At 51.1% G+C, this 17,983-nt stretch carries 21 protein-coding genes; 4 read left to right on the top strand and 17 right to left on the bottom strand.

The window, feature by feature from the left end:
- Window positions 1-10: 10 nt before the first annotated feature.
- Genes E2980_RS19040 through E2980_RS19030 form a run of 3 tightly spaced genes read right to left on the bottom strand, consistent with a single transcriptional unit; the run spans window position 11 to window position 2,414 of the window.
- Window positions 11-841, bottom strand: a complete 831-nt coding sequence (locus E2980_RS19040) for a carbohydrate ABC transporter permease (protein WP_135153805.1) — start codon at window positions 839-841, stop codon at window positions 11-13.
- A 3-nt stretch (window positions 842-844) separates the two neighbouring features.
- On the bottom strand, window positions 845-1,735 hold the full coding sequence (locus E2980_RS19035) for a carbohydrate ABC transporter permease (protein WP_205699994.1): 891 nt from the start codon (window positions 1,733-1,735) through the stop codon (window positions 845-847).
- Window positions 1,736-1,757: 22 nt separating this feature from the next.
- Entirely contained in the window at window positions 1,758-2,414 is a 657-nt protein-coding gene (locus E2980_RS19030) for a phytanoyl-CoA dioxygenase family protein (protein WP_135153803.1), read from the bottom strand.
- A 128-nt stretch (window positions 2,415-2,542) separates the two neighbouring features.
- Here E2980_RS19030 and E2980_RS19025 point away from each other — a divergent pair, with 128 nt between their 5' ends.
- The 4 genes from E2980_RS19025 to yyaC all read left to right on the top strand — a co-directional run bounded on the left by E2980_RS19025 (window position 2,543) and on the right by yyaC (window position 5,207).
- Complete coding sequence (locus E2980_RS19025) at window positions 2,543-3,427, top strand: helix-turn-helix transcriptional regulator (RefSeq protein ID WP_135153820.1); 885 nt, start codon at window positions 2,543-2,545, stop codon at window positions 3,425-3,427.
- Window positions 3,428-3,476: 49 nt separating this feature from the next.
- Window positions 3,477-3,878, top strand: a complete 402-nt coding sequence (locus E2980_RS19020) for a DUF1761 domain-containing protein (protein WP_167747186.1) — start codon at window positions 3,477-3,479, stop codon at window positions 3,876-3,878.
- Between the two features lie 242 nt (window positions 3,879-4,120).
- Window positions 4,121-4,318 carry a hypothetical protein gene (locus E2980_RS19015; protein WP_420808662.1) on the top strand — a complete coding sequence of 66 codons (198 nt, stop codon included), beginning with the start codon at window positions 4,121-4,123 and terminating at the stop codon, window positions 4,316-4,318.
- A gap of 310 nt (window positions 4,319-4,628) precedes the next feature.
- The gene (gene yyaC / locus E2980_RS19010) at window positions 4,629-5,207 is read left to right on the top strand and encodes a spore protease YyaC (protein WP_135153800.1); all 579 of its coding nucleotides are present in this window, start codon (window positions 4,629-4,631) and stop codon (window positions 5,205-5,207) included.
- Window positions 5,208-5,321: 114 nt separating this feature from the next.
- Here yyaC and E2980_RS19005 read toward each other — a convergent pair whose 3' ends face one another.
- From E2980_RS19005 to pduL, 14 genes are all read right to left on the bottom strand, one after another.
- Window positions 5,322-6,341: a Gfo/Idh/MocA family protein gene (locus E2980_RS19005; protein ID WP_135153799.1), complete on the bottom strand. Its 1,020-nt coding sequence runs from the start codon at window positions 6,339-6,341 to the stop codon at window positions 5,322-5,324.
- Between the two features lie 141 nt (window positions 6,342-6,482).
- Complete coding sequence (locus E2980_RS19000) at window positions 6,483-7,427, bottom strand: DMT family transporter (RefSeq protein ID WP_135153798.1); 945 nt, start codon at window positions 7,425-7,427, stop codon at window positions 6,483-6,485.
- 167 nt (window positions 7,428-7,594) lie between these two features.
- The gene (locus E2980_RS18995; protein ID WP_135153797.1) at window positions 7,595-9,157 is read right to left on the bottom strand and encodes an amino acid permease; all 1,563 of its coding nucleotides are present in this window, start codon (window positions 9,155-9,157) and stop codon (window positions 7,595-7,597) included.
- 61 nt (window positions 9,158-9,218) lie between these two features.
- Window positions 9,219-9,347 (bottom strand): hypothetical protein, encoded by a 129-nt coding sequence (locus E2980_RS24960; RefSeq protein WP_276322341.1) that lies wholly within the window; start codon window positions 9,345-9,347, stop codon window positions 9,219-9,221.
- 30 nt (window positions 9,348-9,377) lie between these two features.
- Entirely contained in the window at window positions 9,378-10,241 is an 864-nt protein-coding gene (eutC, locus tag E2980_RS18990; protein ID WP_135153796.1) for an ethanolamine ammonia-lyase subunit EutC, read from the bottom strand.
- A gap of 19 nt (window positions 10,242-10,260) precedes the next feature.
- Entirely contained in the window at window positions 10,261-11,622 is a 1,362-nt protein-coding gene (locus E2980_RS18985; RefSeq protein WP_135153795.1) for an ethanolamine ammonia-lyase subunit EutB, read from the bottom strand.
- Complete coding sequence (locus E2980_RS18980) at window positions 11,594-13,102, bottom strand: ethanolamine ammonia-lyase reactivating factor EutA (RefSeq protein WP_135153794.1); 1,509 nt, start codon at window positions 13,100-13,102, stop codon at window positions 11,594-11,596. The genes E2980_RS18985 and E2980_RS18980 overlap by 29 nt, the downstream gene beginning before the upstream one ends.
- A gap of 7 nt (window positions 13,103-13,109) precedes the next feature.
- Window positions 13,110-13,709 (bottom strand): ANTAR domain-containing response regulator, encoded by a 600-nt coding sequence (locus E2980_RS18975; RefSeq protein ID WP_135153793.1) that lies wholly within the window; start codon window positions 13,707-13,709, stop codon window positions 13,110-13,112.
- Window positions 13,710-13,715: 6 nt separating this feature from the next.
- Window positions 13,716-15,158, bottom strand: coding sequence for a sensor histidine kinase (locus E2980_RS18970; RefSeq protein ID WP_135153792.1), 1,443 nt, complete (start codon window positions 15,156-15,158; stop codon window positions 13,716-13,718).
- A 91-nt stretch (window positions 15,159-15,249) separates the two neighbouring features.
- The gene (locus tag E2980_RS18965) at window positions 15,250-15,693 is read right to left on the bottom strand and encodes a EutP/PduV family microcompartment system protein (protein ID WP_135153791.1); all 444 of its coding nucleotides are present in this window, start codon (window positions 15,691-15,693) and stop codon (window positions 15,250-15,252) included.
- A gap of 3 nt (window positions 15,694-15,696) precedes the next feature.
- Window positions 15,697-16,044 (bottom strand): BMC domain-containing protein, encoded by a 348-nt coding sequence (locus tag E2980_RS18960; protein WP_135153790.1) that lies wholly within the window; start codon window positions 16,042-16,044, stop codon window positions 15,697-15,699.
- Window positions 16,045-16,046: 2 nt separating this feature from the next.
- Window positions 16,047-16,331, bottom strand: a complete 285-nt coding sequence (locus tag E2980_RS18955) for a EutN/CcmL family microcompartment protein (RefSeq protein ID WP_135153789.1) — start codon at window positions 16,329-16,331, stop codon at window positions 16,047-16,049.
- Between the two features lie 7 nt (window positions 16,332-16,338).
- Window positions 16,339-17,184 (bottom strand): hypothetical protein, encoded by an 846-nt coding sequence (locus E2980_RS18950; protein ID WP_135153788.1) that lies wholly within the window; start codon window positions 17,182-17,184, stop codon window positions 16,339-16,341.
- The gene (gene pduL, locus E2980_RS18945; RefSeq protein WP_135153787.1) at window positions 17,166-17,981 is read right to left on the bottom strand and encodes a phosphate propanoyltransferase; all 816 of its coding nucleotides are present in this window, start codon (window positions 17,979-17,981) and stop codon (window positions 17,166-17,168) included. The genes E2980_RS18950 and pduL overlap by 19 nt, the downstream gene beginning before the upstream one ends.
- Between the last annotated feature and the right edge of the window lie 2 nt (window positions 17,982-17,983).

Raw genomic sequence — 17,983 nt, 5'->3', positions numbered from 1 at the left:
GCATTCAAGACTAACCCTTTACAGATCCTGCTGTAACGCCTTGGATAATTTTATTTTGCAAGAACATATAAACCACAAGGCTTGGCGCGATGGTGAGCGAAATGCTGGCAAGCACTTTAGGCCAGTCCGTGGAAAGGCCCATAAATTGCAAAATCGCGACGGGAACGGTCTGATATTCAGACTTTATTAGAAACACAAGTGAAAACAACAACTCATTCCATGTTCCCATAAAAGTGAAAATGGCCACTGTTGACATTGCCGGGGCGGAAATCGGTATTATGATCCGCGCAAAAACCCCGGGTATTGAACTTCCGTCCAAAACCGCCGATTCTTCCAGCTCCCGTGGAAGTGTTGAGAAATATCCGGAAAGAATCATGATCGCCGTCGGCAAACCAAATACGGCATAAGGAAGCACAATAACTAAACGCGGGTCCAGATATTCCCTTAATCCTTGCAAACTAATATATATAGGTATTAAAGTGGAATGTACCGGTATCAACAGACCAAGCAAGAAGAAAGCCAGAACAAACTTGCTTCCTTTCCATTTCAGACGGGTAAGCCCAAATGCCTCGGTTGTCGCCAATAACATAACGATCCCTACGGTTAGAATGGAGATCACAGCGCTGTTCAATATATTCAAATGCAAGTGGTGCTCTGTAATTACCTTTCTAAACCCTTCAAGATGGAAAGATCGTGGAATCCCCCAGGGATGAAGAAAGAAATCGTCCTGGGTTTTAAATGCGCTCATATAAACCCATGCAAGCGGATAAAGTACGACGATGGCAATCAAGAATAAAAACCCGTAGAGAAATGTACGCTTCACGAATTGATTTAAACTCATTTTTCAGCCCCCCCTACTCTCTCTACCCTGTCTGAACATAAGAGAAATAAGCAGAGTGATGAACATATTCAAACCAAGAAGGAATACGGATACCGCGCTGCCGAAGCCGTACCTCATTTGTTGAAATGCCGTACTGTACATATGCAACGCCAAAACAGTCGAAGAACGCGCCGGCCCTCCTCCCGTCAGTGCAATAACATTATCAAACGCTTTCACCGAGCTTGTTGTGATGAGTATCAGACTAATCGCGATAAAAGGCTTCATCAGAGGAAGAAGAATATGCCAAAGCACCTTCCATTCGCTAGCTCCATCAATACGAGCCGATTCAAGAACTTCCGAATGTATGGTAGACATGCCCGCCAAAAAAATAACCATATGGTAGCCGAAATATTGCCACGCTACAGATATGACGACGGCATGAATGGCAAACTCCGAATCGGATAACCATGCTTTATCAAATCCTGAAAATCCAATTGCCCGGACCACTGTATTCAATAACCCGATATCAGAGTGATAAATAAACTGCCAAAGCAATCCAACGGCAGTTCCCGAGATGATCACCGGAGTAAAGTACACATTGCGGAAAAACATCACTCCACGAAGTTTACTTGACAATAGGATAGCCAGGATTAGCGCGATAGGCAGCTGAAGCAATACGCTCTCCAACGTAAATATTAATGTATTCTTTAATGCGAGTAAGAAAATATCATCCTGCATAAATAATTCTCGGTAATTGTCAAAAGCGATGAATACTTTGGCTCCAATGACATTCCAATCGAAAAAACTATAATAAATTGACTTGACGATAGGCAACGGAAGAAAAAAGGTATACAGCGACAAAGCTGGTATCACGAAAAGTGCGATCATCCACTTGTTGCGAAGCATCCTGTCCATGAATTTACACTCCTTTGTTAAATCAAGAAAGAAAGGGGCTGTGCAACGTCCACCCTGCATGAAAAGTTGCGTCTCCGGCTGACAGTGCACCATAATTGACGGTCTCCAAGCCTTTGCTCTCGATATATTGCTTCAAGGTACTGTGAGATTCATCGGAAATCACTTGCTTGGATATATACCCATGCTTATGGGAAGCGGAAGCGAACGTCATCGAACCGACTTCTTCCGAGACGGGGACAAGCGGCATCCACATCGTTATCGTTTTATCCGTATCCAAGGGCCAGTAAATTTGGTCTTGGTGCCACGGAGTATGTCCTCCCCCCGGCTCTTTGAACAAGGCTTGGTCGTGGTAAATGCGAACGCCGGATACTCCCATTAATTCCGCGGCCACTTTGGCAAACCGGCGTGCCAACACAAACTTCTTAACCGCATCGCTCATCTGCCAGAGATTACCGATTTGGATGAAAGCTTTACCATAAGTATCCCGTTCATGGACCGGCTTCGTCTGATAATTGTGCTCTCGCACCAGATCGCTAATGATCGTTCGATATACGGAGATTTCATCCGGTTTGGCGAGTCCCCTAACCAAGGTATGTCCGTCTCTCGCATAGTTGACGACTTGTTCGGACGGCAGCAAATGTTCATTGTCCAATTCCGGCAATTCATGAATGGGTTTCATAATCGTCCCTCCGCTAGGAATAAGAATATCGTTATTAATAACTTAAATATAAGCGGTTTTGACAGACGAGTCATTGTATGTAATGATTTACTCATTTGTATAATCTGACTGACCATAAGGTGAATCAAATGAACCTTTTTCAACTAAACCAAAGCCAGCCGCTCGTTCCCTATATCCGCGAATCCGACTACGCCGTAAGGTCTGCCTACTATCTCCCCTCACGGAAACTGCTTGATTATTTATTGATTTATATTCGCAAGGGGCAGCTGCAGGTTGTCGCCGACGGAGTCGATTATCGCTTCTCGGAAGGGGAGTTTTGTTTGCTCCAGCCCGGAACGACTCACGATTTGCGATCTCCGGGCGACAATGAAACCCCCTTCGTGCATATGGATATCTTCTTTCATCCCGAGCGGGAGAAAAGCTTTCCCACTAAGCCCGGGCAACTCGACTTATCCTCTTACCAGCATCTGATGCAGCCTAGACTAAATGATCTCGAGGGCATGAATATTCCCGTCAAGCTTCAGCTTAAGTCGCCGCATCTGTACGCCGACTTATTGTTAAAAATGATCGATTCCTGGCTCTCTCCCGATCCGTTGCGTATGCTCGAGGCTCAAGTGCTAGGCTCGCAGCTCATCCATGCCATCATTCTCGATCATAGCAGCGCTACGAGAGGGGATGCCCCCGGGCAGCATCGTCTGGATTGGGTAGATTCCTATCTATCGTTGCACTTGGCAGAGTCTATATCCATTGAAACTATGGCGAAGCGCGCCCACTTGTCTCCCTCCCGGTTTCGAGAGGTGTTCCGCCGTCGCTTCGGTTTCCCTCCGCATCAATATTTAATTTCTCTTCGACTTCAGTATGCGCAAGAACTATTGAAGACAACCTCTAACACTATGGCCGAAATCGCGGAATACTGCGGCTTTGCCGATGTGTTCCACTTCTCCAAAACCTTCAAGCAGCAAATGGGATGCACTCCGGGGACTTTCAGGGATTCCATCGGTAAACCTTTATGATATGATGAATTCAGCGCGAAAACGCGACCAACTTAATGGAGGTTACACAATGTTTCATTTCGATGAGATAAACTACTGGGCAGTGTTTATTGCGACTATTGCAACGATGGTGCTAGGATTTCTTTGGTATTCACCGGTATTATTCGGTAAGGCTTGGGCCAAACAAGTAGGCTTGAAAATGGAAGAAATGTCCGGAGGGAATCCTCTAACCTATATCCTGACCGCATTGACGGTGCTGGTCGGCGTATGGATTCTGGCATTGCTTCTAACGTTGACGGATAGTCGCATGGATTACGGATTGTACATAGGCCTGCTTCTCGGAGTAGCCGTTAGCGCTAAAATCGGCATGAACTATCTTTTTGAAAACCATTCTTTTGCTCTATTCCTGATCACAGCCGGCTACCATATTGTGGGATTCGTAATATCCGGCCTCATTCTTGGCGCGATGTAATTATTAATACCGAACTGGCGTGCTCGACAACGTTCCTCGCATCCGACCGCCTAAGCTTTGGTATTATCTAATATTTCAGAGGTATGGTATGATGGAGTGCAAAGCATAATTGGGAGTGATATGACCTGAGAAAACAGAAGCCAATTTCATTTGAGGAATTACTGCTAGAATTACAAGGCAAGAAAACGGTCGAGGAAGATAACAAGCTCGTTTCATTGGATCTATTATTTAACGAAGCGTTCATGAGCAAGTGCTCATCCTTCAAGAGCTTCGACGAATTTCTGCAGAAGGGCAACTTCGCAGCCAAGTCGCACGAGGAAATCAACAACCTGCATGGCGAACTATTCGATCGGCATGTCGTGAGGGAAACCAGTTTTGAGAATTGGCAATCCATGCTTGATGCAGCAAAAATGGAGTATGCCGCTAAGCCGTTAGCGTAAATATATAGGCTGTCCACCGTTATTGAAGACGGTGGACAGCCTCTCCTGTTTTAGGGCGCCAATTGCTCGCGGACGGCGGAGTTTATACGCTTTCGCTACTATCTTCGTTCTAGCTCCAACTAAAGAAAAATAAATAAATCCCCTTCAGCATCTTGCTGTCGGGGATTTATTATTTTTATAACGTCGAAAAAAAAGTACTTTCTTCACCGTGCAGCCGCTAAAAACCGACAACACTTTCAAGATACATAATGTATCATTGTGACTAAGTCTAATGAAGACGATGAAAAGAATGCCTTTGCGAGGTGCGTGAATGTCGTCACCCTTGAATGATAGAAACGCGAAAGTCGCCTTTACCGATCCTGCCGCATCCATGAGGCTCACCAATCGTCTGAGCAGCATGTTCAGATTATTACCTCTAAGCAAACGGATCGTTGTCGTCTGCGTGGGAACGGATCGAAGCACCGGCGATTCGTTAGGACCTCTTTCCGGCTCCCTGCTTAGCAAATACCGTTCCCCTTTGTTCGACCTTTACGGCACGTTAGAGCAACCCGTTCATGCGATGAATCTCGACGATACGCTAGAGCAGCTCTTCCGCACGACGGATGACCCGTTCGTCATAGGAATCGATGCTTGTCTCGGGAGCGTCGGCAGCATCGGGACGGTGCATATCGTCAATGGACCCTTGCGCCCGGGCGCCGGGGTAAACAAAACGTTAACCCCCTTCGGAGACATCCATATCTCCGGAGTCGTGAACGTCGGCGGGTTATTCGGCTACCATGTCCTTCAGAATACCCGACTTCACCTCGTCATGAGCATGTCCAGTCTGATCGCCCGCAGCCTGTTCGTCGCGATAGCGATCAATCGGTTCGCGGACTCCTCGCATAGCTGAAGATCGTTCCCGTCCACCAGATCAGACGGACGCAAACCGCTGACCTCTACGGAGCCGAAAAATAGAATAGCGCCCGCCTCATTTTCTGAGGTGGACGCTCTTGTTTTCACCCTATTACAACGTCACGATTCTGCCTGTCGCTTGAGATTCGAACGCAGCCAAGATGACCCGAAGCGAGCTTAAGCCTTCTTCTCCGGGTATGATCGGCCGCTCTCCCGTCACGACGGCCTGAACAAAAGCATCGATAACGCCGCTAGACTCTTGCTTATCGTTGGTGGAAATGGCTCCCACCTTATATCTCTCTTCCGTCCCGTTACGCAGCTCCACGATTACCTGGTCGCCATCTTGCGCGCCTATCTTCATGACGCCGTTCTCGCACCAGAACACCGTGCTGTTGTCTTCGCCTTTATAGTAGGTCCAGCTAGCCACCAGCGATCCGATTACGCCGCTCCGCATGCGAAGCGTGCAGACGGCGTTGTCGTCCACATCGGCGCCCGGTTTGTCGAGCGTTCCGATGAAAGCCGCCACTTGCGCCACTTCGTCATTCAGCAGGTAGCGGATCAAATCCGCCTTATGTACGCCAAGGTCGCCCATCGCACCCATAATGGCTTCTTCTTTGCGGAAAAACCAGCTTTCGCGCCCGTCGACGCTCCAGCCCTCCGGTCCCGGGTGGCCGAAGGAAGTGCGGAAAGTAAGAACACGGCCAAGACGGCCGGAATCCAGAATTTCTTTCGCCTTCACATGAGGCGGCATCAACCTCTGGTTATGACCCACCATAAGGACGACTTTATTGCTCTTAGCTGCCTCGATCATGGCTAGTCCTTCCGTCTCCGATGCGGCCATCGGTTTTTCAACGAGTACATGAGCCCCTGCGTTAGCCGCGGCAATCGAAACCGGCGCATGCAGTGAGTTCGGAGTGCAGACGCTGACCGCATCGGGCTTCACTTCCTCCAGCAGCTTCTTGTAATCTTGATACGCGCGTGCGCCGTAGATAGCTGCAAAAGACTCTGCCCGCTCCAACACCGGATCGCAAAAAGCGACCAACTCCACGTTAGGATTCCCTGCGTATTCCGGTATATGACGATATTTCGCGATCGAACCGCAGCCTATAACGGCTATTCTCAATTTGCTCATTTCCAGCCTCCTCATTTCTCCGGCTCAAACACCCGACAGCGGATAACTCAGTGCTTTGAAACCTTCGTTAGATAGTAGATTACCACAAAGTAGACCGACATTTGTACTAGGCATACCTCAGATTTTCGATAATCAACAACTTTATTCCTTCCGGGCAACCGTTTGGACCGCTTTCGTCCGATTTACGATGACGATTCCGCCGACGACGAGCGCTAACGCCGCCCAAACGAAAAGATGAAGCTCTTCCTCCAGCAGCGCCGCGGATAGAAAGACGCCGAACACGGGAATAAGGAATAAGTACATCGAGATGCTTCCCACCTTGTTGTACTTCATGACCGTGTTCCACAGCACGAATCCAAGCGCCGACAACACCGCGAGATATAATATCATCCACGCGGCGCTCCACGTGAAATCGAATGGCATGACTCCCGCGCCGCAAGCTCCGATTACCGCCAGTACCAGTCCCCCGAACAGCATCTGATAAGAGGTCATATAGAGGATATCGAGGCGCTCCGACTCTTTTTTCGAGAGAACGTTGCCGAGTCCGCCGAAGAACATCGCCAGCAGTAAACAAATTTCAGCAACTCCGAACTGAAGCGACAGCGTTCCCTTGCTGACTCCAACGAGGACAACGCCGGCAAAGCCGACGACAAGTCCAACGACCTTGCGAAACGAGATCTTATCGCTTGCATACATGTAATGCGCCAGAATCATCTGGAAAAAGGAAGTCGTTCCCGCGATAATCGACCCCTGTACGCCAGTCGAGCCGCTTAATCCGTAATAGAAGAACACGTATTGCAGCAACGTCTGGAACAGTCCGATACGCGCTACTCCGAGCAACGATCCGCGCTGATAGCCGATATTTCTGCCTAACAGCTTCATGAACAGCAGAATTAGCAAGGCGGCGAGCATGAATCGATAACCCGCGAACAGGATTTGCTCGAACAGTTCTTCCTTCCCGATCTCAAGCTCCGCATAACTTAATTTAATCATCGGAAAGGCGCTCCCCCATAGGAACGTCGCTCCCGTCGCCGCCGCCATAATCCCGAGCGGGTGGGTAAATATTTTTTCTGTCGTAGATTTCATCGTTAGACTCCCATAGTTGGATAATGATCAAATTCTTATTATAGTTCGTCAGGACTAATATAGATACCCTTCAATAAATTACAGGCGAACGTACGAAAATGAGCTGTCACCGAGGTCAATGACGACCTTAGAGACAGCCCCTGCCTAACGCAACTTTCTTCTTCTGCTTACCCGTTATGAGAAATACCCGATCCGCCGGAAGGGTTGCTCTCCAACTCTTTTTCCCGACGGAGAATTTCAGCCATGGACGTGCCAAGCGCGGCTTGCGGACCCGGGAAGTGGTTCTTGTAATAAGCGAAATCCATGATGATCAGTACGATGATCATCCCGCCCAGCGCGTAACCGGCCATCTCATTAGGAGGGATGACCATGATGACCGAGATGAAGACGATCCATAGGAGTCCGAGGATCCCGATGATATCACTGTATTTTCCAAGATGCCAAGGTCCAAGATGCTTCGCCTGGAACTTCCCTTGCGACTTCGCGATCAATTTCAACAAGATCGGAATGCCGTAAGCGACATATAAGCCGACGACGCTCACCGCGGTTAAGAAGGCAATCGTCGTATAAGTCGTATCCGGATTGTTCCTCTTGATGATGTAGTCGATCAGAGCAAGCAAGAAGGAAAGCACGACCGAAAGCCAGATCGCTTTGGCAGGAGTGCGGAATTTCTTGGAGATTTGCGCCCATTGCTTGCTGAACGGCATCCCTTTGTCGCGGGAGAAGGCATACATCATCCGCGAGAACGAAGTGATCGAGGACAGCCCGCAGAACCACATCGCCGCCGTTACTAGCCATAAGATAACTCTGCCGAAGTCGCCGCCGAGCGCTTCGCTGATGACGTAGATGAAAGCATTGTCCGCGCCTGTCGCAGCGCCGGCATCTTGAATGGACAGCGTTACGATGGCGAGCATGATGAAGCCGAAAACGAAGGAATAAGCAACGGAAGTGAAAATACCCCAAGGCGCCCGAACGCGGGGATTAACCGTTTCTTCGATCGTATGGGCGGAGGCGTCGAAACCCGTGAACGTCCATTGCGCTTGCAAGAGACCGATCAGGAAGGCGAACATGTAAGGCTTGTCGGAGAACGTCTCCCCCACTTTAAATAAATAGTCTACGCTGTTTAAGCTGCCTTTGGAGAAAAAGGCCAGCGACACGACCAATACGATCACGATGACGATATGATACCAAGCGGAGAAATCGTTCAACCTGGAAACGCTGCGAATTCCGACATGGTTTAAGATGCCGTGGCTTAACAGGATCACCGCGAAACAGATCAGAATCGTCGTATTCGTCGAGCTGTACCCGAACACATCCGACAGCAACGGATCGGCGAAGAGCGCAACGGAGTAGTCGATTCCGGCAACGATGCCGATCTGTCCGATGAGGTTGATCCAAGCGGTGTACCAGCCCCAACGCTTGTTCTTCAGAATCGACGCCCAGTGATATAAAGCGCCCGCCGTCGGGATGGCGGAAGCGAGCTCGGCCATCGATGCCGCGACGATCATTACGAACAAAGCCACGAGCGGCCATCCGAAGCCCATCATGCCTGCTCCGCCATAGGTTAATCCATGACCGTAAAGGGAAACCGCACCGGTGAGAATGGAAATAATGGAGAACGAAATCGCGAAGTTAGAAAAACCGCCCATGCTGCGAAGGAGCTCCTGCGCGTAACCGAACTTATTCAAGTCCTGTTTGTCTTTTTCATGGTGATGGGTTTGAGTATTCATACTGTTACCCTCCTCGGTATTTTCACAACTATCCTCCATGTGCTTGATCTTCATGGCCTGTTTACTTCCCAATGAAGCTCTCGTGTTTACTCTCGTCGAAATTGCGAACGTTATTGCCCGCAAGACGTACGATCCAAAGCGCAAACAAACACGTGACAGCGATCAATGCGATTCCGATCCCCAGTGCCATCCTCCCCACCTCCTCTGCCGAATCTATCGGTCATACGTCCAAATGAATGCCGCTTGCCTTCCGCTCTAGCATCTTAAGTACAAGCGTGCCGATGTAGGCTCCTGCTTCCACGGGCGGAGTTCCTCCCGGATGAATATTGGAAATAACGGTACGATCGCTTTCCACCGTTCCGTTACGCGGCCGGTAGCACATGTATGCGCTCATGGATTTAGAGGAAACAAGACCGGGCCTTTCCCCGATCAATAACACGAGCACTTCCGGCTCTAGCAGCTCCCCGATATGGTCCATGACCGCAACCCGCCCTCCCTTGACGAAAAAAGGAGTACCTGCCGTCAATCCGTAGGCATCTACGGAGTCCAGCAACGAAGGATATACGTCCGATAAATTCGAATCGATCGCGTTGGCGCTTAATCCGTCCGACACGACGATCTGCACTTGAGGTTTCGGTTTACAAGCTTGCCGCAACGTCGCGACTCCCGCTTCTGTAACGATTCGGCCCATGTCCGGTCGCTTCAAGTAATTTTCCGTATTTCCGTAACGCGTCTCCACCGCGAACAAACCTAGCCGATCCAATAGGTTCGCGTTCACTTCGCCGTAGATGGAATCGATGGCGGCTGCGTGGTCGCAACGGAATTTGAGCATTTCCTTCGTAAGCGGCCGCGTTCCCGTTCTCCACACCCCGATCCGCGCCGGCGTGCTTTCGATTAGCTCCGTCAACCCTTCTTTCCATTTCGGCTGAGGTACTTTGACCGTAACCACGTCGGGATCGGATGCGTGGACGGTTTCGGTACTGGAATGATCTATCATCGGCTCCCGAGGAGACTCGGACAGCTTCTTCTCCAATTCCTCCATCACCCTGTTTACGAACAATTCCAGTTGAATGGATGAATTCATCTGCCGTCACTTCCTTCCTTTACATGAACATGGTCGGGTCGCCTGCCATTGGCGTTAGCCTGCCGTTCTCCATAATTCCCATGCGATTCAACCAAATCTCGAATTCCGTAGCAGGTCTCAGCCGCATCGTCTCGCGAAGGGTGGCAATGTCGTGATAGCTCGTGGACTGGTAGTTCAGCATGCAATCGTCCGCCATCGCAACGCCGATAAGGTAATTGACTCCCGCGGCCGAGAGAAGGACGGCTAGATTATCCATGTCGTTCTGATCCGCTTTCATATGGTTCGTATAACAAACGTCAACGCCCATCGGAAGCTGCTGCAGCTTGCCCATGAAATGATCTTCCAAACCCGCGCGGATCACTTGCTTGCTGTCGTACAAGTACTCGGGACCGATAAACCCGACGACCGTATTCACGATAAAAGGCTTATATTTCCTGGCAAGCCCATAGCAGCGGGCTTCTAGAGTCACCTGATCGATACCGTGGTGCGCTTCCGCCGACAATTCAGAGCCTTGGCCGGTTTCGAAATACCACAAATTCGGTCCGGTCCCCGTTCCTTCTCGCCGCACCAAGTCGTTTGCTTCATCTAGCAACGCCACATCGATTCCGAATGCTTTGTTGCCGGCTTCCGTCCCCGCCAAGCTTTGGAATACCATGTCCGCGGGCGCTCCTTGGCGGATGGCTTTCATCTGCGTTTTGATATGCGCAAGCACGCAGTTTTGAGTAGGAATGTTCCACTTCTCCATAACCTCTTTCGTAGCGAGCAAGATATTCTTCACGCTGTCCGCGGAATCGATAACGGGATTTATCCCGATCACCGCATCCCCGATCCCGTAACTCAGCGCTTCGTACAATGCCGCCTTCATGCCCGGAATGCTGTCCGTCGGGTGGTTCGGTTGGGCGCGTCCGGACAGAACGCCTCTTTGACCGATCGTAATGTTGCAATGGGTAGTCACTTCGATCTTCGATGCGGCCTGCACCAGATCAAGGTTGCTCATCAGCTTCGTCACCGCCGCGACCATCTCGCTCGTTAACCCTCTTGAAATCCGGCGAATCTGATCGTTTCCCGTTTGCTGCCCGAGAATATATTCCCGCAGCTCGGCGATCGACCAATTCCGGATTTCGGTGAATATTTTCTCGTTGACCGCGTCTTCGATTACCCTGGACACCTCATCGGTTTCGGGAGGCAGCAAAGGATGATCGCGAATATCGGCTAGCGTGAGATCCGAGAGGATAAGCTTGGCCGCCATCCGTTCCTTCGCGTCTTCGGCGGCGATTCCCGCTAACTGATCCCCCGATTTTTCCTCGTTCGCCTTAGCCATTACTTCTTTTAAATTTAGGAATTGATAAGTTTTACCGAGTACCCTCGTCGTCAGGTTCAAAACTGCCCGTCACCTCCACTCGACTCTGAAACGCCAGCGTCTTAACGACGACGGGGATCATGATCCCCGAGATCGGCTCTCCCATATCGATATAATCTCCATGCTCTACCCGAACCTGATCGATGCATATGACTTTTTTCCGCGGACCGATACGTCTTTGTAATGCTTGACCTAATGCCTGCGCAAAATCGCTCTCGCAAATGACGGCAATGACCCCGCACTCCGGAAAATATCGGGAGAAGGATAACACGATGTATTCGGAAATGAGTTGAAGAGAGGAGTAGCCAAGAATAGGCATGCCCGATAGAGCCAGTGCGAAGGGCGGCGAAGCTTCCGTATCGTAAAGATTGGCGCCGGAGCGCATCGTTTCCGCGAAAAAATCCTCGAGATTTACGGGATGATCCAGTAAATTCTGCGTTATCTCAAGCTTCAAGACCGGCAAATTTCGCAGGGGCAGCAGCTTAGGATCCAAGTGGACGGTTGCTCCGCTGATGATCATGCTTTGCGTACCCGCCCCGATAACGGTCGCCCTGACCGTCTCGTCGGCTTTCACCCAACGGAATGGGTAATTCGCGAGTGCTTCCTTCAACGCGTGCGCAAGTAGCGGTCCAATGTCGTTATGAATCGCCGTTTCCGATAGAGTAAGCGGTGCCCTTTCGTTCATGAGCCTTCCGATTCCTCCCGAAACCATACACTCTTCCAGGCGAGGGACTTCAAGCAGGGGCTTACCTAAGAGCAAAGCGCGAACGGTCTCATCTTTACTGGGAATTGCGATACCCGACATATAATCGAGCATCGTTCGGCATAGGGATTGGCAGATTTTCTTCAGATCGACGTATGTAATCGACATGCCTTCTTCGAGCCTGTATCCACTCGCCTCAAGCCATGGACGGAGCGAAGAGGAAACCTGCAGTATCGTTCCGTTTCCGTCGATCCGGATCAATCTGCCTCCTACACGGAAAGTAACTGTGCCTATCGGCTTCCCGCGCTGGAAGATAGCTGCATTCGCCGTTCCTCCACCGATATCGATATTCGCGACCGCGCCTTTCGTTCCGTTGGAACGACGATCAGCCCCGGCTCCTTTGCCGGCTAGAAGGGCTTCGAGATCCGCGCCCGCCGTCGCCACGACGAAATCCCCGGATCGATCGGCAAGAAGATGGACGATTTTACCCGCATTCGCTTTCGTGGCCGTCTCCCCGGTAATGATGACTGCTCCCGTCTTCAAATCGCCCTTGCTTATACCTGCCTTCCCGAATTCATCCGACACGATATCCCAAAGCCGGACCGCGTCGATTTCATCATCGCCCTTTAGTGGGGTATTGTAGATAGCGCTTGCGTACAGAAGCTGACGTTCGGCAATTTCGTACCGGGGCAAGCTCAAGGCACTCGACGTACGAGCGAGCTTCAAACGGCTCACGATCATCTTCGTCGTGCTCGTGCCGATATCGATTCCCGTACTCGTAATCCACGAAGGGTCCATATCGTTCTCACCCCTTCCGCGCCATCCCGAATATCCGTTCCGCGCGCCCTTCCAGAATGCATTCCGCCAGTTTGCTCAGAGAAATACGGCTTTCCATACTAGCCGCCCGCATTCTACGGAACGCCTCTTCCTCGTCTACCGAATAAGCCCGCATGACGATGCCTTTCGCTTTTTCAATGATCTTCCGGCCCTCGATCGATTGCTCGAGCTCCTTGAGGGCTTCCTTCAACGTGTCCATCTGCTCCTTCTGACTTAACGCGATCTCGACCGCGGGGAGCAAGTTTTCCTCCGATACGGGCTTTACTAAATAAGCGGTAACCCCTGCTTCCCGAGCTTCCTGAACCAGATCCTTCTGGCTGTAAGCGGTCAGTATGAGCACCGCGGAATTCTGCAGCTTGCGGATTAACCTGGCGGCTTTAATGCCGCCCATGATCGGCATTTTCATGTCCATGATGACTAAATCCGGCTTCAGCTTAACCGTAATCTCTATCGCTTCCTGGCCGTTCTTGGCCTCTCCTGTTACCGAATAGCCATGTTCCTCGAGCATTTCGCGAATGTCCATCCGAATGATCGGATCGTCGTCTACGACCACAATGGAAGGTTTCAAGGGAGCTCAGCCTCCTTCAGCCGGATGAGGTATAGCAGGAAACGCGATAACGACATTCGTTCCTTTATCGTCGGAGGATAGTCGGATGGTTCCTCCGAGGTTCTCTTCGACTAAAGTCTCCGCGATCTTGAGTCCCAGATGGTTTTTTACGTCTGCGCGTTCATGTGAGATTAATCCGCCGCCGTTATCGGATACTTGAAGGCTTGTTGTAAGCCCGTCCGATCGGATCGTGATCTCGATCTCCCCCTTCCGTCTATCCGCGAAGGCATGCAGCACGCAATTTTGCACGAGCTCGTTAACGGCGAGCGCCAACGTCGTCGCCATGTCCGATGGCAAGAACAGCTCGTTGCCTGCTATGCGAAAGCGAATCGATTGTTCGGGTTTCGCGGACGAGGAAATAATGTTTTTCGCGATGCGGTCGACCACGTCGTTGAAGTGTATCGTTTCAATGCCTTCATAAGCCAGCATCTCATGAATGACGGCAATGCTATGGATTCGATTGATGCTGTCCCGATAAACCTTCGCGACTTCCTCCTGCTTCGTTCTTCGCATCTGAAGGCGGAGCAGGCTGGACACGGTTTGCAAATTATTTTTCACTCGATGATGGATTTCCTTTATAACGGCGGATTGTATCGTCAGCTGCTTTTCTTTTTCCTTCAAGTCCGAGATGTCGCGAATGAGCATGAGCCCCCCTACCGTGCGATCGCCCCTATAGATGGATACCGCCTTGAGCTCGAACGCGATTTTCCCGATTTGCAGTTCTTTGCACAAGATCCCGGTGGGTACGAACAAGCTGCTCCACTGAACCCGATCGAAGAAAAGACGCGTGATCTCCTGTCCTTCCAAAACGTCCGAATAGCCCGTTCCTTGAAGCAGGGTTCTTGCCCGCGGATTCATGTAAGTGATGCGTTCCCGATCGTCGAATAGGATGATTCCTTCAACCATAAGGGATTGTACTTTACCTTCGGACATGGCTATCGCGAGCAAAGTCTCGCTTAGCTGCTCCGTCGTTTCCATCAGCCGTTCGACGTTTCTTTCTTGCTCGATCTTCTCGGAAATATCCGTTTCCATGATGAGCGCGCCGATGATTTGACCTTCCTGCCCCAAGATTGGCGACACGTTCTGTTGCATGGCGATATGCTCTTGGGAAATACCTCGGGAGCCGATGACGGATTGTCCGGAAAGCAGGCAAAACATAACGGCAGGTTCATTGTGAGCGTAGGCCCGTTGGCCGATGACGGAAGTTTGGTAAAGGGAGGAAGCGGTGGCGGGATGAGCTTGGGCAACTACGAGCGCGGAACTTTTGTCCGACAAGGGACAATCGATGAACACATCCGCTTGGGAAACGTCTGCGATCAATTGCAAATGACGAGCCAAATCTTTGATCGTTTCGGCATCGCGCCCGCTAAGCACGGTCTGTTCGAGACAAAGTTCGCTGATCGATAACATGGAAAATCCCTCATCGCCTTGGATTTGCTCTGATCGATTCTATTCTGACATATCCCTAGCTTGTTCGTTGTCGGATCAAGCTGTCGGATCGTTACTTATTTTGCGTGAACCGTTCAAGAAGCGCGCGCAGTTCGTCGATTCCAATGTTTGCATGAGAAGAGGTGAGTATGATTTCGCTTGCGTGCAACACCTGCCTGAGAAGTTGAAGCGCGCGATCCGCATTCGCGCTCGGATGGTCGGCCTTGGTGATGGCGCCAACGGCCGGTATAGGGAAGCCTTGGGCAAAACCAGGCGGAAAGCCGCACCTATCCCGAGTCGCATCCTGCACGAGCAGAACAGCCGCAGCCTGATGGGAGGTCGCCATGAGCGAGCGGTAAAATAACGGATTTTCCGCATATTCCCCCGGCGTATCGATTAACCCATTGAGATAAACCAGACTCTGGGTCTTCGTTACCTGCTTGGCATCATCCGTTAAAGCTTTAATCAAGGAGGACTTGCCCGAGCCGATCATCCCGATGATCATAACTCTTCTCATCCTCTATGACCTCGTAAGGGGGGCTATGGAAAATTGAAGCTTATCCTGCAGGAACGAGTTCACTGCGCTCATCGCCATCTCCACCGCGGAAACCTCGCCCGTTATGACCAAAGAACCCGTGAACCGGTCCAAATAACCGATTCCCACATTGGCTGCTTTCGTCGCGACATCCGCCGCTATAATGGCCGTTTCCGTCGGCGTAAGCGTCAAGATTCCGATCGCGTTCTTCTCTTCTATCCCAAGCTTCGAGTATAGGATCGGATCCGGGTTGGCTATGACATGGCAAAGCGTCAGCTGCTTTCCGGGAACGTATTCCTGGATGACTCGCTGCTTAGGCTGCTGTTGTTCCATACCTACTCCTCCTTGCCTGCTTCCGTAACGTCGAAGCTATCCACGATGCCGACGATCATGGCGTCGACTGGCACCGTTCTGCCGCTGAACAATATTCTTGCGGGACTTCCCCTCGATACGATGACGTTCTCTCCGACGCCCGCGCCGATTCGATCCGCCGCAATGACTTGCTGTCCGGCTTCATTGCCTCTAAAATCGATAGGCTGGATTACCATCAGCTTGAGATTGTCCATGCCGTCCTCTTTCTGAGTGGCCCACACGCTGCCGACGACTTTTCCCAGAAACATGCGAACCTCACCCTTCGTCGGAGTACTGGATAACGATCTTATGATCCTTCAAAACGTCTTTGGCCAGAGGGGAAACGATCGTTGTCCGTTTAATGACCAGCTTGCTGATGTTAGCAGCATTTACTTGCGTTTGAACCCATCCCGCGGTTACCAGCTTGCCTTCGAATTTCTTCGGTTCGTTGCCGGTTTCTTGCGTCTTTGCTGGCGTTTCCTGCGTTTCCGGAGTTTCTGGCGTTTTAGATGCGCCTGTTCGCGTCGATTCCTTGCCGCATTTGCCGACGGCAAGCTCGGCCAACCGTTTCTGCGGGCCGAACTCTATCCCCAACATCTGCAGCTCGTGCTTGTAATACGCGAAGAGGTTATTGTACGGCTTCGGAAGCGTCAATGTCTTAAGAGTTCTCCTGTCCGCCCGCTTCAAGCCGGAGCTGTCTTCCCCGACGAGCACGAATTTGCCTTGCACAATCGCGGAGAAAATGATTTCCGACTTGATCGTCCCTTTCATGCCCAAGGCCACCCTTGCCGCGCTATCCAGATCGATCTCCGGGATAATAATTCCTTCATAATCCCGCGGAACTTCAATCGGCGCCGGAGCATATTCGTCTGCCGTGAGAACCCGGCCCGCTCCGCCGCATTCGAGCTTGTTCATACCGAGCCACGCGGAGGTTTCGCCGTCCAGGAACAGAATGTCGTGGCACACTCCATGATTCTGCAGGTGGATAAAATGGTCCGAGTAAGCTTCATGTGCGGTGCTGTCGCAAAAAACGAAAAGCACCTTGGGCGGTTGAACGGTATCCTTTCGCCAGGCTTCGAGCAGCTCGCGAACGATAGATTCAATCATCGGCTTGATTTCCATGCTCGCCTCTGCCCCCCTTTGACGAATTTTGATAACTGTCCGTTTTTCCCGACCAGTTGCACCGTGTCGCCCGTGTCAAGGAAAGCCGCATTGGCCTCATCGAGATCGACGTGAAAGTCCAGCGAGTAGTGAGAACTTATTCTGGCGATGACGTCCGGGAAAATGACCGGTCGATCGCCTAACGTCTGAAGGATTAGCCGGTTACCTTGCTCTACTCCAAGTTTCCTTGCATCTTCAGGCGAGAGATGGACGTGATTCCTGGCTGCGATCAACCCTTCCTGCAGCATGATGTTCCCCGCAGGTCCGTTTAATTGAATACCGGGCGTTCCTTGAATATCGCCGGACAGTCTGAGGGAAGGGGACACCCCAAGCCTAAAGCCGTCCGAACGCGAGATTTCAACCTGCGTCGCTCCACGGGAAGGACCGAGTATGCGCGTATTAGGGATGCTCCCTTTCGGTCCGATCAGCGTGACGGTTTCATGAGCCGCATACTCCCCTTTCTGGGACAGCTCGCGTAACGGCTTCAACCGGTATCCGGCTCCGAACAAAGCTTCCACATGCTCTGGACTCAGATGGACATGCAGGTTGGATACGCCGACGGGAATAGAAGGATAGCCCGAATCGATATCGCTCGGTATGCTGTTCGGAAGCTCCGCGATTCTCTGAAGAGCAATGCTCCGTTCCCTCAAGAAATCCGAAGCCGCGGGCGTCAGCTTATCTCCATCCCGAATCGGAAACGGATTAGGGAGACCCTTACCAAGCATGGAACGCAGACTTGATTCCGTTAATAGAGCCATCG

The sequence above is a fragment of the Cohnella luojiensis genome (assembly GCF_004564235.1).
Taxonomy (GTDB): domain Bacteria; phylum Bacillota; class Bacilli; order Paenibacillales; family Paenibacillaceae; genus Cohnella; species Cohnella luojiensis.
The sequence above is the reverse complement of the archived record's forward strand: the minus strand, read 5'-3'. Positions and strand labels throughout refer to the sequence as shown.

Excerpts from the sequence above, each read along its gene's own strand:
- E2980_RS19040 (WP_135153805.1), bottom strand. The coding sequence starts at position 841 with ATGAGTTTAAATCAATTCGTGAAGCGTACATTTCTCTACGGGTTTTTA.
- E2980_RS18980 (WP_135153794.1), bottom strand. The coding sequence starts at position 13,102 with ATGGACCCTTCGTGGATTACGAGTACGGGAATCGATATCGGCACGAGC.
- pduL (WP_135153787.1), bottom strand. The coding sequence starts at position 17,981 with ATGGCTCTATTAACGGAATCAAGTCTGCGTTCCATGCTTGGTAAGGGT.
- E2980_RS18970 (WP_135153792.1), bottom strand. The coding sequence starts at position 15,158 with ATGTTATCGATCAGCGAACTTTGTCTCGAACAGACCGTGCTTAGCGGG.
- E2980_RS18995 (WP_135153797.1), bottom strand. The coding sequence starts at position 9,157 with ATGAATACTCAAACCCATCACCATGAAAAAGACAAACAGGACTTGAAT.
- E2980_RS19035 (WP_205699994.1), bottom strand. The coding sequence starts at position 1,735 with ATGGACAGGATGCTTCGCAACAAGTGGATGATCGCACTTTTCGTGATA.
- E2980_RS18965 (WP_135153791.1), bottom strand. The coding sequence starts at position 15,693 with ATGAGAAGAGTTATGATCATCGGGATGATCGGCTCGGGCAAGTCCTCC.
- E2980_RS19000 (WP_135153798.1), bottom strand. The coding sequence starts at position 7,427 with ATGAAATCTACGACAGAAAAAATATTTACCCACCCGCTCGGGATTATG.
- eutC (WP_135153796.1), bottom strand. The coding sequence starts at position 10,241 with ATGAATTCATCCATTCAACTGGAATTGTTCGTAAACAGGGTGATGGAG.
- E2980_RS19020 (WP_167747186.1), top strand. The coding sequence starts at position 3,477 with ATGTTTCATTTCGATGAGATAAACTACTGGGCAGTGTTTATTGCGACT.
- E2980_RS19025 (WP_135153820.1), top strand. The coding sequence starts at position 2,543 with ATGAACCTTTTTCAACTAAACCAAAGCCAGCCGCTCGTTCCCTATATC.
- E2980_RS19005 (WP_135153799.1), bottom strand. The coding sequence starts at position 6,341 with ATGAGCAAATTGAGAATAGCCGTTATAGGCTGCGGTTCGATCGCGAAA.
- E2980_RS24960 (WP_276322341.1), bottom strand. The coding sequence starts at position 9,347 with ATGGCACTGGGGATCGGAATCGCATTGATCGCTGTCACGTGTTTGTTT.
- E2980_RS18950 (WP_135153788.1), bottom strand. The coding sequence starts at position 17,184 with ATGGAAATCAAGCCGATGATTGAATCTATCGTTCGCGAGCTGCTCGAA.
- E2980_RS19030 (WP_135153803.1), bottom strand. The coding sequence starts at position 2,414 with ATGAAACCCATTCATGAATTGCCGGAATTGGACAATGAACATTTGCTG.
- yyaC (WP_135153800.1), top strand. The coding sequence starts at position 4,629 with ATGTCGTCACCCTTGAATGATAGAAACGCGAAAGTCGCCTTTACCGAT.
- E2980_RS18960 (WP_135153790.1), bottom strand. The coding sequence starts at position 16,044 with ATGGAACAACAGCAGCCTAAGCAGCGAGTCATCCAGGAATACGTTCCC.
- E2980_RS19015 (WP_420808662.1), top strand. The coding sequence starts at position 4,121 with ATGAGCAAGTGCTCATCCTTCAAGAGCTTCGACGAATTTCTGCAGAAG.
- E2980_RS18955 (WP_135153789.1), bottom strand. The coding sequence starts at position 16,331 with ATGTTTCTGGGAAAAGTCGTCGGCAGCGTGTGGGCCACTCAGAAAGAG.